Annotated in this window: 12 protein-coding genes; 1 reads left to right on the plus strand and 11 read right to left on the minus strand. The window is 67.1% G+C overall.

Annotated features, from left to right (window positions below):
• Window positions 1-64: 64 nt before the first annotated feature.
• A complete protein-coding gene (locus ACRCUN_RS02845; RefSeq protein WP_462140161.1) occupies window positions 65-1,474 on the minus strand; it encodes a WS/DGAT/MGAT family O-acyltransferase in 1,410 nt (469 codons plus the stop codon).
• Between the two features lie 179 nt (window positions 1,475-1,653).
• Here ACRCUN_RS02845 and ACRCUN_RS02850 point away from each other — a divergent pair, with 179 nt between their 5' ends.
• Window positions 1,654-2,160: an Rv3235 family protein gene (locus ACRCUN_RS02850; protein ID WP_462140162.1), complete on the plus strand. Its 507-nt coding sequence runs from the start codon at window positions 1,654-1,656 to the stop codon at window positions 2,158-2,160.
• Here the strand turns inward: ACRCUN_RS02850 and secA are convergent.
• The 10 genes from secA to ACRCUN_RS02900 all read right to left on the minus strand — a co-directional run bounded on the left by secA (window position 2,157) and on the right by ACRCUN_RS02900 (window position 14,467).
• Window positions 2,157-5,030 carry a preprotein translocase subunit SecA gene (gene secA, locus ACRCUN_RS02855; protein ID WP_462140163.1) on the minus strand — a complete coding sequence of 958 codons (2,874 nt, stop codon included), beginning with the start codon at window positions 5,028-5,030 and terminating at the stop codon, window positions 2,157-2,159. The genes ACRCUN_RS02850 and secA overlap by 4 nt on opposite strands.
• Window positions 5,031-5,234: 204 nt before the next feature.
• Window positions 5,235-5,879, minus strand: coding sequence for a ribosome hibernation-promoting factor, HPF/YfiA family (gene hpf / locus ACRCUN_RS02860; protein WP_462140561.1), 645 nt, complete (start codon window positions 5,877-5,879; stop codon window positions 5,235-5,237).
• A gap of 330 nt (window positions 5,880-6,209) precedes the next feature.
• Entirely contained in the window at window positions 6,210-6,839 is a 630-nt protein-coding gene (locus tag ACRCUN_RS02865; RefSeq protein ID WP_462140164.1) for a ComF family protein, read from the minus strand.
• A gap of 50 nt (window positions 6,840-6,889) precedes the next feature.
• On the minus strand, window positions 6,890-8,650 hold the full coding sequence (gene lpqB, locus ACRCUN_RS02870) for an MtrAB system accessory lipoprotein LpqB (RefSeq protein WP_462140165.1): 1,761 nt from the start codon (window positions 8,648-8,650) through the stop codon (window positions 6,890-6,892).
• Entirely contained in the window at window positions 8,647-10,299 is a 1,653-nt protein-coding gene (mtrB, locus tag ACRCUN_RS02875; protein WP_462140562.1) for an MtrAB system histidine kinase MtrB, read from the minus strand. The genes lpqB and mtrB overlap by 4 nt, the downstream gene beginning before the upstream one ends.
• A 46-nt stretch (window positions 10,300-10,345) precedes the next feature.
• A complete protein-coding gene (gene mtrA, locus ACRCUN_RS02880; protein ID WP_029373661.1) occupies window positions 10,346-11,032 on the minus strand; it encodes a two-component system response regulator MtrA in 687 nt (228 codons plus the stop codon).
• A gap of 53 nt (window positions 11,033-11,085) precedes the next feature.
• On the minus strand, window positions 11,086-11,718 hold the full coding sequence (locus tag ACRCUN_RS02885; protein ID WP_462140166.1) for a dTMP kinase: 633 nt from the start codon (window positions 11,716-11,718) through the stop codon (window positions 11,086-11,088).
• An 82-nt stretch (window positions 11,719-11,800) separates the two neighbouring features.
• Complete coding sequence (locus tag ACRCUN_RS02890) at window positions 11,801-12,196, minus strand: hypothetical protein (protein WP_462140167.1); 396 nt, start codon at window positions 12,194-12,196, stop codon at window positions 11,801-11,803.
• A 31-nt stretch (window positions 12,197-12,227) separates the two neighbouring features.
• Window positions 12,228-13,250 (minus strand): tetratricopeptide repeat protein, encoded by a 1,023-nt coding sequence (locus tag ACRCUN_RS02895; protein WP_462140168.1) that lies wholly within the window; start codon window positions 13,248-13,250, stop codon window positions 12,228-12,230.
• Complete coding sequence (locus ACRCUN_RS02900; RefSeq protein WP_462140169.1) at window positions 13,247-14,467, minus strand: AAA family ATPase; 1,221 nt, start codon at window positions 14,465-14,467, stop codon at window positions 13,247-13,249. The genes ACRCUN_RS02895 and ACRCUN_RS02900 overlap by 4 nt, the downstream gene beginning before the upstream one ends.
• Window positions 14,468-14,497 lie beyond the last annotated feature (30 nt).

A 14,497-nucleotide genomic window follows, 5' to 3' on the forward strand; every position in this document is an offset into this window, starting at 1 on the left:
ACCGAGACTCAGGTCAAATAGTTCCTTGGTTTGCCCGGTTCGATTTGCTCCTCGCGCGCGTGGCTTACTTGGCCGCCTCTAGCAGTTCCTCCAGTGACTCCTGCAGCAAGCTCGGCAGCACATCGACGTCGCTCATGGCGTCGCGGTCGGCGTTGATGCCGAAATACAGCATGCCGTTGTAGGACGTCACGCCGATCGCCAGCACCTGGTTGTGCAGCAACGGCGGCACCGCGTAGGTCTCCAGCAGTTTCGTGCCCGCGACATACATCTGCTTCTGAGCCCCGGGCACGTTGGTGATCAAGAGGTTGAACAGGCGGGCCGAGAAACCCGTCGCCACTCGAATTCCCATGGCGTGCAGGGTCGGTGGGGCAAATCCGGACAATGTGACGATGGTGCGCGCGTCGACCAGACTGGCCGCGGTCGAATGCGATTCGGTGGCATGCGCGATCTGCGAGAGCCGGACGACGGCGTTGCCCTCCCCCACCGGCAGGTCGACGAGAAACGGTGACACTTCGCTGATCGCCTGCCCGGGCCCTGCGGTGTCGAGTTCGGCATCGGGATAGACCGACATCGGCGCCATGGCGCGCACGGTGGTGCTCGGAGTCACCGGTTCGCCGCGCGACAACAGCCAGTTGCGCAGGGCCCCAGCCACTACCGCGAGCACCACGTCGTTGACGTCGCAGTCGTAGCGGGCGCGCACCATGCGGTAGTCGTCGAGCCGGTGCTCGGCGACCGAGAACCTGCGGTTGCGCGAAACCCTGGTGTTGAGCGGACTGCTCGGCGCCGTACCGCGCGCGACGGTACGCGCGACGTCAGCGACGCGGCGTCCCACCGCGGCCAGCTCCCCGGCATTGGTGGCCACTTCGGTGACCGTGTCCCGCAGGGCCGCGAGCTGGCTCGTGGGCCGGGTGATCCACTCGCCGATCGCCCCCGCCACCAGTTGGCGGTCGCTGGGCTCGCGGGCCGGAATCCAGATGTCCTCGCCGAATTCGGGCGGCTTCTGCGTGCGGTCGGCGATCACGTGCCCGATCTCCAGCGCGGTCATCCCGTTCACGAGCGCTTGGTGGCTCTTGGTGTAGATCGCTATGCGGTTCTTCGTGAGCCCTTCGACGAGGTACATCTCCCACAACGGGCGGGTCTTGTCGAGTGGACGCGAGCCGAGCCTGGCCACCAGATCGTGGAGCTGGGCATCGCTGCCGGGAGACGGGAGAGCCGAACGCCGGATGTGATAGGTGATGTCGAAGTCGCGGTCGTCGACCCACACCGGCCGGGCCAATCCCAGCGTCACCTCGCGCACCTTCTGGCGGTAGCGCGGGATCTGCGGCAACCGCTGCTCCACGGTGGCCAGCAACGTCTCGTAGCTCAGACCCGCACGGGGTTTGCGCAGAATCGACAGCGACCCCACGTACATGGGAGTCGAGGTGTTCTCCAGGTGGTAGAACGTAGCGTCGGACGCCGACAGCCTGGTCACCATGCGGCGCCAACCTCCATATCAACTCGCGACGAACTCCGCGTCGAACTCCGTCACGGTAACCGGCGGTTCTGCAAGTGCGCATCATGGGTGCTCCGAGCCCGCTCAACGCGTGAGATCATATGGAGGTCTGCACCTCTCCAGCAGATGTCGCCCCGTACTGCCGACCGCTGGAGACTGCATTGACCACCCCGGAAGCCACCTCCGAGCCCACTGCCGGGCCGCCTTCGTTGACCTCGCCTGTGGTCGACTACGAACCGCCCGTGCTGCCGCTGCACGCGCCGACAGCGCCTACGCCGGTGTGCCCCGCGCCCACTGCGCTGCGCCGGCACACAGCGCGCCGGTTGCGGTTGGTCGAGCCACCGCCGGAGCGTCAACCGCACGCCGGTGCCGCAGAATTCGCCGACATGGCGTTGCGCCGGGTACTCGAAGTCGTCGACCGGCGCAGGCCACCCGCGCAGCTTCGGACGCTGATGAACCCGTTGCTCTTCGACGTCGTCGTCACGCTCGCCCGGTCGCGGCATGGCGCTGCCGCCACTTTGCGCAGGGTGCGCTTACGCGCGGTGACCGATCCGGCGGCAGCAGAGGTGTTCGCCACCTACACCCGCGGAACTCGGGTGCGGGCCATCGCCGGGCGAGTCGAATTCCGCAGCGGCCGCTGGCAACTCACGGCCCTACAGATCGGTTAGGGCTTGCGGTGCGATTTCGCCGGCCGGCCGGTCTTGGCCTGTCGCCGCGCGGCCTCGCGCCGCTCACGCCGCGTGCCGCCGGCCGGAGCGGCATGCCGCCCACCGCCACTGGTCCGCTGGACCTGAGCGGAACCGTCCTCCGACGGCCCGGTGTAGGTCAGCGGCGGCGCATCATTGTCGATTCCCTTCGCCCGCAACGCCGGCGCCGGCTGAGCGGGCTTTCCGGCTTCCGGACGTTCCTTGGTCGCCACCGCGGCAGGCTCGGAATCCGGTGACTGCGCTTTGTCGGACGCCTTTGCCGCGGCAGCGGCAGCGAACTCGGCCAAGCCCTGCGGCGCGGCCACCGGGGCGACCGCCGGTGCCGGGGCGGCCTCGACCTGGACGTTGAACAGGAACCCGACCGACTCCTCCTTGAGCGCGTCGAGCATGCCGACGAACATGTCGTAGCCCTCGCGCTGATACTCGACGAGCGGGTCGCGCTGCGCCATCGCGCGCAGGCCGATGCCCTCCTTGAGGTAGTCCATCTCGTAGAGGTGCTCGCGCCACTTGCGGTCGATCACGTTGAGCAGAACGTTGCGTTCGAGCTGGCGCATAGCGCCCTCGCCGGCGATCTCCTCGAGCTGCTTCTCCCGCTCGGCGTACGCACGCTCGGCGTCCTTGATGAGGGTGTCGAGCAGCTCCTCGCGGGTGAGTTCACCGGCCTCGCCGACCGCGTTGGAGTCGATCAGGTCGTGATGGTCGACACCGACCGGATACAGCGTCTTGAGCGCGGTCCACAGGGTTTCGAGGTCCCAGTCCTCGGCATAGCCCTCGGCGGTGGCGCCGTCGACGTAGGCCGTCACCACGTCGATCAGCATCTTGTGGGCCTGCTCCTGCAGGTTCTCGCCCTCGAGGATCAGCCTGCGCTCCTCGTAGATGACCTTGCGCTGCTGGTTCATCACCTCGTCGTACTTGAGGACGTTCTTGCGGACCTCGAAGTTCTGCTGCTCGACCTGCGTCTGCGCACTCTTGATCGCGCGCGTGACCATCTTGGCCTCGATCGGCACGTCGTCGGGCAGATTCAGGCGGGTGAGCAACGACTCCAGCGTCGCGCCGTTGAACCGCCGCATCAACTCGTCGCCGAGCGACAGGTAGAACCGGGACTCGCCAGGGTCACCCTGACGGCCGGAGCGGCCACGCAGCTGGTTGTCGATACGGCGGGATTCGTGGCGCTCGGTGCCGAGCACGTACAGGCCGCCGGCCTCGACGACCTTCTTGGCTTCCTTGCCCGCCTCTTCCTTGATGGTGTTGAGGGTGTCTTCCCAGGCGGCCTCGTATTCGTCGGGCGTCTCGACCGGGTCGAGGCCCCGCTCACGCAGCCGCTTGTCGGCCAGGAAGTCGACGTTGCCGCCGAGCACGATGTCGGTACCGCGGCCGGCCATGTTGGTGGCGACCGTGATCGCGCCGAGCCGGCCGGCCTCGGCGATGATGCCGGCCTCCTGCTCGTGGTACTTCGCGTTCAGCACGTTGTGCGGAATCTTGCGCTTGGTGAACTGCCGCGACAGGTACTCGGAGCGTTCGACGCTCGTGGTGCCGATCAGGACCGGCTGCCCTTTCTCGTACCGCTCGGAAACGTCGTCGACGACCGCGATGTACTTGGCTTCCTCGGTCTTGTAGATCAGGTCGGACTGATCCTGCCGAACCATCGGCCGGTTGGTCGGGATCGGGACGACGCCGAGCTTGTAGATCTCGTGCAGCTCGGCGGCCTCGGTCTCGGCGGTGCCGGTCATGCCGGACAGCTTGTTGTAGAGGCGGAAGTAGTTCTGCAGCGTGATCGTGGCCAGCGTCTGGTTCTCGGCCTTGATCTCGACGTGCTCCTTGGCCTCGATGGCCTGGTGCATGCCCTCGTTGTAGCGACGGCCCAGCAGCACACGACCGGTGAACTCGTCGACGATGACCACCTCGCCGTTGCGGACGATGTAGTCCTTGTCGCGCTGGAACAGCTCCTTGGCCTTGAGCGCGTTGTTGAGGTAGCTGACGAGCGGCGAGTTGGCCGCCTCGTAGAGATTGTCGATGCCGAGCTGGTCCTCGACGAATTCCACGCCCAGCTCATGGACGCCGACCGTGCGCTTACGTAGGTCGACCTCGTAATGGACGTCCTTCTCCATCAGCGGGGCCAGGCGCGCGAACTCGGTGTACCAATTCGAGGCGCCGTCGGCCGGGCCGGAGATGATGAGCGGGGTACGTGCCTCGTCGATCAGGATCGAGTCGACCTCGTCGACGATGGCGAAGTTGTGGCCCCGCTGCACCATGTCTTCGACCGAGTGCGCCATGTTGTCGCGCAGGTAGTCGAAGCCGAACTCGTTGTTGGTGCCGTAGGTGATGTCGGCGGCATAGGCGGCCCGGCGCTCCTCGGGCGTCAGGCCCGACAGGATGACGCCGACGTCCAGGCCGAGGAACCGGTGCACCCGGCCCATCCACTCGCTGTCGCGTTTCGCCAGATAGTCGTTGACGGTGACGACGTGCACGCCGTCGCCGGACAGCGCGTTGAGGTAGGACGGCAGCACCGCGGTAAGGGTCTTGCCCTCACCGGTCTTCATCTCGGCGACGTTGCCGAAGTGCAACGCGGCGCCACCCATCACCTGGACATCGAAATGACGCTGGTTGAGGACCCGCCAAGCGGCCTCACGGGCCACTGCGAAGGCCTCGGGCAGCAGGTCGTCGAGATCTTCCCCGTCGGCGATCCGCTTCTTGAACTCGTCGGTCTTGGCTCGCAGCTCGGCGTCAGAGAGCTTCTCGACGTCGTCGGACAAGGTGTTGACATAGTCAGCCACCTTCTTGAGGCGCTTGACCATGCGGCCTTCACCGAGACGGAGCAACTTCGACAGCACGCTATTTCCCCTGTGGGTTTCGATGGATCCCGTGGGCGGGATCGCACGGGTTTCAGTCGAGATCCATCGTAGGTGACCCGCGCCGGTGACCGGTCTTAGTCCGCGCCGAGTCCGCGTACGTGGCACCCGTCGGGCACCCCGGAAAGCAAAATCGCACTCCGGAACGCTCCGGAGTGCGATTTTGGCGTCTGTCGATCGGCCTGCTCAGGCCAGGCGTATCAACCCGTAGTCGTAGGCGTGCCTGCGGTACACCACTGACGGCTTGTCGCTCTCCTTGTCGTGGAACAGGAAGAAGTCGTGGCCGACGAGTTCCATCTCGTAGAGCGCGTCGTCGACTGTCATGGGTTTGGCCGGGTGTTCCTTGGTCCGCACGATGCGGCCGGGTTCGTGGGTGGCGACGCCGTCGGTGAACTCGGGGGTCTCCTCCCGCACCGGGGGCGTCAGGCCGGGCAGGGGGTCTTGTGCGGTGGCCTCCGCCAGCGAGACCGGGGTCTTGTCCCCGTAGTGGATCTTGCGGCGGTCCTTGCTGCGGCGCAGCCTGCTTTCGAGTTTGCCTGCCGCCGATTCGAGGGCGGCGTAGAAGCTGTCGGCGCAAGCCTCGCCACGCACGACCGGTCCTCGGCCGCGGGCGGTGATCTCGACGTGCTGGCAGTTCTTGCGCTGCCTGCGGTTGCGTTCGTGGTCAAGTTCGACGTCGAAGAGGTAGATGGTCTTGTCGAATCGCTCGAGGCGCGACAACTTTTCTGAGACGTAGATACGGAAATGGTCAGGGACCTCGACATTGCGTCCCTTGACCACCACCTCGGCGCGAGGCTCGGCGGTGCTCTCCTGGACGTCTTCGACGACCATGGTGCGGCTTGAATCCAGCGAATGGGTTGACATACTTGGCAACTCGTTTCTCTCACACGTCGCACGCTTATCGTGCCGGGCTTTAACGAATCGCGGCGATGGGCCCAAGATTGTCACTCCGCCCATCGGCGCAAGGTGTCGAGTAACTCACCTCCTGCCTAGGACTGGCCCTGTGCGGTGAAGTGGCGCTGCGGTCTGAGCGCCGCCGTGAGGTGTTCACGGGTGGTTGCTGCCGACGGTAGTCCGTGTTCACCGGATCGTGCCAGTAATTTCGGCGACGTGTTTTCAGTTCTTCACTTGCGTTTGATGCGCGGGTAATCGTCGCGGCCGTCAGGCATGGGCGATCGCGAGGACGGCCGACACGTGGATCCCGGCGGTTCGCAACGTGCGGACCGATTCGGCCGCGGTGGCTCCCGTCGTGACGATGTCGTCGACCAGTAACACCTCACCCGTCACACGCTTGACCACTCGGACGCGTCCCGCGATGTTGCGCCGGCGGTCGACTCCCGATAGCCCGACCGAGTCCCGCGCCCACGGCCGCAGGCGCAGTGCCTGCACCACACCGATGCCGGACAGCCCGGTCGCGGCATGCGCAGCGATCCTGGTCACCGGGTCGCCGCCGCGGCGCCGTGCCGCGACCCGACGGGTGGGCGCCGGAACGATGGTCAGCGCAGCCTCGATGATTCCCCAGCTGACCAGCCGGTCGAGTCCGGTGCGCATCGCGCAGGCGAGCGGCGCGACAAGGTCCGTGCGCCCCTTCTCCTTGACCGCGACGATCGCGCTGCGCCGGGCACCGGCATGACGGCCGAGTGCGAACACCGGCACCCCCGGATCGAGGCGCGGGGTGATCAGATGAGGTTCATCGTCACGGACGGCCAACTCTTTGGCGCACGTGGCACACCATCGCGTCGATGGCGCCCCGCAACCACCGCATTCGAGCGGCAGGATGAGATCGAGCATGCCCGCAGTGTGGTCGGCACGGGTGACAAGTGGGCCTGCCTTTTCGCGGGTCAGCCGGGCAGCACCGGGATCGACCCGGCCATCATGAGCGGTCGCACCTCGACCCAGCCGGGGTTGTCCTCGGCGGCCGAAGCGGAGAGCTGCAGTACGCCACGTTGGTCGGCGACATACACCGTCGAGGGGTTGGCGGCCACGGTGGTGACGGGCATCAACAGATTGCGGCTCGGCCCATCGGAATTCACGCCGTCGAGGTTGACGTAGGACACCGGGTGCTGCGGATCGGTGCGGCTGACGACGATGTCGTCCCCGGTGCGCCACGACAGCGACACCGCGGTGTCGCCGAGACCGAAGCCGAGGCGGCGCGGATAGGTCAACAGGAACCGGCCGTCCTGGGTCTGCTCGACGCCGGCCAGGATCACCTGCCCTGCGATCACCATCGCGGCGCGGGTGCCGTCGCGCGACAGCTGCAATTCGGTGATGGGGCCCGGATAGCGCGTCGACACCGCGGCGGCGTCGACCGGGATCCGGGCAGGCGCCCCGGACGCGTCCCGGATCGCCCTGACCACGTTGATGCCGTCGACGACGACCCACACCGCCTGGTCGAGCGACCAGCTGGGCCGCGACAGCGCGCGTCCCTCCATGGCTTGCACCGCGCCGCCGCCGAGCGGTCCGATCCACAGTGTGGCGGTGGCGTCGGGCGCGCCGGGCGGCAGCACCACCACCGACGCGGCGTCCTGGCCGTTGCGCGATACCGCGGCCGAAACCTGATGGGGCGCCTGCCCGAACGAGCCGGGCACCCGCGGTGCGCGCTGCCCGTCGAGCGACACCAGCGAGCCGTTCACGAGTGCGTGCAACCCGGCCGCCGCGCCCGGCGCCGCACCGGGATCGGTCGCGGCCACATCGGAGGTCTCCCAGCCCTCGGCGAACCGGTCGTCGAGCGGGGCACCGTCGGCGTTGATCACATAAGGCCCGGCGATCCCGGCGCGCGACAGCGTCCAGATGATCTGTGCGGCAAGCAATTGTCGGCTGTGCGGATCGGTGGTCGACAGGTTTTCGAGGTCGATGCGGGCCCCGCCGTATCCGCGTCCCACGCCGGTCTTACCGCCGTCGGCCCGGGTGACCGGCCCGCGCAGCTTCAACGGCGCGTCGAGCAGGTTGCGGACGGATTTGGCCATCTCCGGGCGCGGCCCGGCGACCAGTTTCGAGATCAGCTCGGTGGCCAACTGGTCGGGGTCGGACACCGCCACGTACCGCGGATCGGGGACGACGGTGGTTCCCGTGGGGTCGACGAAGTAGAGCGTGTTGCGTTTGTAGGTGGCCTGAAACTGTTGCCAGTCAAGGAAAACCCCGTTAGGCAGCCGGTCGATGCGCCAGCCGCCCGAGGTCTTGACGAGCTCGATGGGTCCGGGATCGGGCAGCGCGCCCTCCCCCGTCTCGAACACGCCCATGTCCGAAAGCGAGCCGAGGATGTCGGCGCGCATGCTCACCGAGACCCGATCCGAACCCCTGGTCTCGACGAACACCACGCGGTCGATCAGCAACGCGCTGCCTGCGTCGTCCCACGTACTCGATGCCGATTCGGTGAGGAACTGCCGCGCCGCCAGGTGACGGTTGGCGGGATCGGCGGTGGCTTTGAGGAATTCGCGCAGCAGGACGTCGGGGTCCATTTCCGGCGACGGTTTGGGCAGGCTCGGTGGCGCGGGCCGGTCGACCGTGCCGATCGCCTGCGGGGACGACGAACTGGGGATCCCCGCGCAACCGGACGTCAGTACTACAAGGCCGACGATCAACACCGTCAGCAGGCGCTTCACACGCTCTCCTCCGCTGGCTCCCGGTCCCTGGTGGCACGTCGCCGGGTGCCCCGTTGCGGCGCAACCGGTTTGAGCGGCAACGGACTGGTGGTGACCTTGTGGCCCCGGACCAGCGGCAGGGTCAGGCGGAAGCACGCGCCCTTGCCCGGTTCGCCCCACGCCTCCAGCCGGCCCTGGTGCAGACGGGCGTCTTCGATGCTGATGGCCAGGCCCAGACCGGTGCCACCGGAACGGCGGACCCGCGACGGGTCGGAGCGCCAGAACCGGCTGAACACCAATTTCTCTTCGCCGGGGCGCAATCCGACCCCGAAGTCGCGGACGGTCACCGCGACGGTGTCCTCGTCGGCGGCCATCCGGATCCGCACCGGTTTGCGTTCGGCGTGGTCGATCGCGTTGGCGATGAGATTGCGCAGAATCCGTTCCACCCGGCGCGGATCGACCTCGGCGATGACTTCGTGGCCGGGCATGTCGACGTCGAGTTCGACCTCGGCGTCGGCGGCCAGGTGACCGACGTTGTCCAACGCGCTCTGGACCGTCGAACGCAGGTCCACCGATTCGACCGAGAGTTCGGCGACACCGGCGTCGTGGCGCGAGATCTCCAGCAGGTCGGCGAGCAGCGTCTCGAACCGGTCGAGCTCGTTCACCATCAACTCGGTGGAGCGGCGCAGCGCCGGATCGAGGTCCTCGCTGTGGTCGTGGATCAGGTCGGCGGCCATGCGCACCGTGGTCAGCGGTGTGCGGAGCTCGTGACTGACGTCAGAGGTGAAGCGCCGCTGCAGATTTCCGAACTCTTCGAGTTGTTGGATCTGGCGCGAGAGGCTTTCGGCCATGTCGTTGAACGACACCGCCAGCCGCGCCATGTCGTCCTCGCCGCGTACCGGCATGCGTTCGGTCAGGTGGCCTTCGGCGAACCGCTCGGCGATCCGCGATGCCGAGCGGACCGGCTGCACGATCTGCCGGGCCACCACGAGCGCTATGGCGGCGAGCAGACCGAGCAGCACCACGCCGCCGGTGAGCATCGTGCCCCGCACGAGTGAGATGGTGCTCTCCTCGTTGTTGAGCGGGAAGATCAGATAGAGCTCGAGGTTCGGCACCGACGACGACGTCGGGCTGCCGACGATCAACGCCGGACCGGAGAACCCGTCGGTGTGGACCGTGGCGTACTGATAACTGACCTGTCCGGCCTTGACGAAGTCACGCAGCGCGTTGGGCACCTGCTGGATGGGTCCCGCGGCGGTCGCAGCTCGCGGGCCGTCGCCCGGCACCACGAGTACCGCGTCGAACGCACCGGCCAGATCGGCGCGCGCGTCGGCCTTGCGGTCGATGAGCGTGTTGCGCGCCAGCTGCAGGCTGCTGTCGAGTGACCGGGATTCCTCGCCGCCGACGATGCCGCTGACGGTATTGCGGGCGCGCTCGACCTCCTCGGTGGCGGCCCGGACCTTGACTTCGAGGATCCGGTCGGTGATCTGGCTGGTCAGCACAAAGCCGAGGACCATGATGACCGCAAGGGAAAGCCCGAGCGTCAGCGTCACCACACGTAGTTGCAGCGAGCGACGCCACACCAGACTGAGGGCTCTACCCAGCGTCCCCAATCCGCGCAAAAGTGGGCCGGAGCCTCCCCAGCGGCGCCGTCTGGGGCCGAAGATCACGGCCACCGCCGAGCGGTGAATGTCACGGCCACCGCGAGCGGTGAGATCACGGGGGTCCGGCCTTGTATCCCACTCCTCGAACGGTCAGTACCACCTGCGGGTTCTCCGGGTCTTTCTCAACCTTCGCCCGCAACCGCTGGACATGCACGTTCACCAAACGGGTGTCGGCGGGGTGGCGATATCCCCACACCTGTTCGAGCAGCACATCACGAGTAAACACCTGACGCGGTTTACGTGCCAGCGCCACCAACAGGTCGAACTCGAGCGGTGTCAGCGAAATCTGCTCGCCCTGCCGGGTCACCTTGTGAGCAGGCACGTCGATCTCGACGTCGCTGATCGACAGCAACTCGGCGGGCTCGTCCTCGTTGCGCCGCAGCCGGGCGCGCACCCGCGCGACGAGTTCCTTGGGCTTGAACGGCTTCATGACGTAGTCGTCGGCGCCGGACTCCAGGCCGAGCACCACATCGACGGTGTCGGTCTTGGCCGTGAGCATGACGATCGGGACACCCGAATCGGCGCGCAGCACGCGGCACACGTCGATGCCGTTCATGCCGGGCAGCATCAGGTCCAGCAACACCAGATCGGGCCGCAGTTCGCGGACCGCGGTGAGCGCCTGGCTGCCGTCGCCGATGACCGCCGTGTCGAACCCCTCACCGCGCAGCACGATGGTGAGCATCTCGGCCAGCGATGGGTCGTCATCGACGACAAGGATCCTTTGCCTCATGGAGTCCATGGTGTCACCAGTTCGCGATAAAACTGGGCTACCACACGCGGGGTGTCTCGCCTTTATCCGCTGCTTAACTGACCTGCCAGGGCCGCCGGATCCACGTCAGGGCCCGCGACGGCCCATAGTCCGCACCAATTGGCGGCAGCGAGGGCGGCATAGACCTCCCCGGTGCGCCGCTGCAGACCGCCGTCGCGCTCGTAGGCGTCCTTGGCGCGGTCGGCCTCGGTGTTGGCCCGGTGTTCGGCCCGCTCAGCTGCCAGCTCGGTCGGCACGTCGAGCAGCACCTGCCAGTCCGGCGCGGGTAGCTTGAGCCGGTCGAATTCGAGTTCGCGGACCCACTCGACCACCTCGCCGTCGGCGCCCTGGTGCAACCTGGCCGCACTGTAGGCGGCGTTGGACGCGACGTAGCGGTCCAGGATGACGACGTCATAGGCGGCCTGCAGGTGTTCGATCTCCTCGCGCGCGCCGGCCCGGTCGAGCGCGAACAGGACAGCCATCGCATGCACCGACTCGGCGAGATCTCCGTGAGCCCCGTGCAGCGCCTCGGCCGCGAGGTCGGCGGGTACCGAATGGTGATAGCGCGGGAACGCCAGGCTGCCGACCGACTGGTGCGCGGACTCGAACGCGGCCCGCAGGCCGTTGGTCAGTGTGCGTTTGCCGGCGCCGTCGACGCCCTCGATCGCGATGAGCACACGGGCAGCGTAATTGGTGCGGACGGGCGGATGCCCGGCGTGAAGAAGATCGCGGGTTTCCCGAAAATTCTCGCGATCTTGTTCACGTTCGGCCCCCACGATCGCCCGGCGGCACGTAGCCCGGCGTGAATCCCTTCTCGTCGACGATGAGATTCAGGGTGCCCAACTCGCATTCCTCGATGTCGTCGAACGCGATGTCGGGCAACAGATCGGTGTGGAAGATCGGACGGCCTTCGGCGTCGTAGCCGCCGTATCCCTTGTCGGCGTAGACGTCGACGTACTTCACGATGCCCATCGCATCGGCGGCCCGGCGCGCGTAGCCCTCACCGCCGCCCGACCAGACCATGATGCGCGTGTTCTTCATGCCGGCCAGCGTGATCAGCAGCGTACGGATGCGTTCGTTGGCGACGTAGGCGTCCGTGACGGTGTTGTCGCGCAGCGTTCCGTCGATATCGAACGCGATGGTGATCGTCCTCAACCTCTTCAACCCCCTCGTGTTGACGGCATCGCTATTGCCCGGTCAGCCAGCCGAGGACCGTCAGACCCACAATGCCAGGAAGCAGCAATGCCCCGAGGACATCGGTGAACGGAGTCGACCCCACCGCCGTCATGGCCAGGCCGGCGAGCACCGCGAAAAAGACGAACAGCAACCGGAGGACAAGCAGGAACCGTTCGCGCAGCACTGCCCGCAGCGCGGGCCACGGCACCCTGCGGAAGATCCATACGAGCACGCCGATGAATCCGACCGTCAGCGCTCCGGCGAAAAACCTTGGCAGAACGGTGGATCGGCCCTCCTCGTGCATGGCCGCCGCCGCGATCAACGCGACGGCCAGGAACACGACCGATGCCGTCGACCACCGCAGCACCCCGGTGAGCGCCACCCCGACATTTCGGCGGGCCAACTCCCCCAGTCCCGGGTCGAGCTGGCCGGCACCGAGGAACCCGCGCAGCGCCATACCCGTCTTCCCGCGACGTAATCGGCTGACTGCCAGGTTGTTCACCGCGGACGCGTGGTCGGGTTCCAAGCGGATCGCCTCGTGATAGTCGGCCTCGGCCGCGGCGAATCCCCACATCGATCGGTAGATGTCGCCGCGCAACACCCAGCAGTCGGCTGACGACGGGTTCAAACGCAGCGCCTCGTTGGCCGCCACCAGCGCCTGCTGTGCATGGCCCGCGGAGAACAGCATGCTCGCGTAGATGTAGTGCGCGAGATAGACATTGGGGTGTTCGCTGACGCTCTTCCACGCCATCCACAGCGCCTCGGGCATTCGCCCTTGCCCTTGCAGGGCCAACGCATACAGACGCTTGGCGTACTCGCTGTCCGGTGCGCCGGCCAGTGCGGAATGGGCCGCAAAGGCCGCGGCGTAGTAGTCCTTCTGCCCGATCTTGGCGCGCGCCAAGCCGGCGAGGAGGTCGACGTTGTTGGGATCTTCGGTCAGCGCCGACCGCAGCACCTCCTCGGCGCGCGCATAGTTGCCGGAGTCCAGGTATGCCTGGGCGATGAACCCAGCGCCGTCGGTTGTCGAGGTCACCGGATCTTTTTGTGCCGCAGGTATTTTGCCAGTTCGTCGTAGGAGCCGTCCCGATTGCCGAACTCCACGACGTTGCGGGCGGTGTCGAACCAGGCACCCGCCGACGGACGAATCTGTGCGAGCGCCGTCTCGACGTCCCGCATCTGGACCGGCCGCACCTGCCCGGTGCGCATTGAGTCTGCCATCGCCAATTGCGTTGCACTGTCGCATATGTGGGCCAGATCGGCGCCTGAGAAGCCGTCGGTGCGTTTGACGACCGCCGCCAGGTTGATGCCCTCGACCGGCCGGTCCTGCAGGTGTAATCGGACGATCGCCGCACGCGCATCGGCGTCCGGTAGCGGAACGAAGATCATGCGATCGAATCGCCCGGGCCGACGCAGCGCCGGATCGACGTCCCAAGGCGCGTTCGTGGCGCCGAGGACATAAACCCCGTCATTGGTCGACGTGGCCGAGTCCATCTCTTCGAGCAGCGCGTTCACAACCGACCGCAGACCCGAGTTCCCACCGAGTGCCGACCGGCGGTGCCCGAGCGCGTCCACCTCGTCGAAGAACAGCACGCAGGGCGCCTTGCGGCGCGCGGTGTCGAACACCGATCGGATGGCGCGCTCGCTCTCGCCGAGCCAGCGGCTGAGCACATCGGCGATGCCCACTTGATAGAAGTTCGCGCCCAACTCGCCGGAGACTGCCTTGGCGATGAAGGTTTTGCCGCACCCGGGCGGGCCGTAGAGCAGCAGACCGCCGCGAGCCGAAACCTTGTAGGCCTTCATCAACTCGGGATTGCGGATCGGCCCAAGCAGTGACAGTTCCAGCTGAGTCTTCACGTCTGCCATCCCGGCGATGTCCGACAGCCGCACGGTGCTGGATTGAACGGCGTCGAAGTCGTCCTCGTTGACCGCCTCGGCCGGTTCCTCGACGAACGCGGGCTTCACGATGTCGGCCACCTGTTCCTCGGCCGCCGACCAATCGAACGCCCGGGCGGCATCGGCTGGAGCAGCAGGCGCGGGCGCACCGGCGAGGCCCGCGGTGCACTGTTGCAGAAGGGCCACCGCGCGCGCGTTCGCCGCATCTTGAGCCAGCACCGCGCTGCAGTGCGCGAGGGCTTCGGCATACCGCTGCCGCTCCACCAGCAGGGTGGCCAGGTGCAGGCGCAACTCGGCGAGCTCGGGGCTGCGCTCGACGGCGGCAGCTAACTCCTGGATGACCGCATCCTCCGCCATTCGAACCCCCGTCAATCGCTCATCAGGATC

This window comes from Mycobacterium venezuelense, assembly GCF_054919535.1.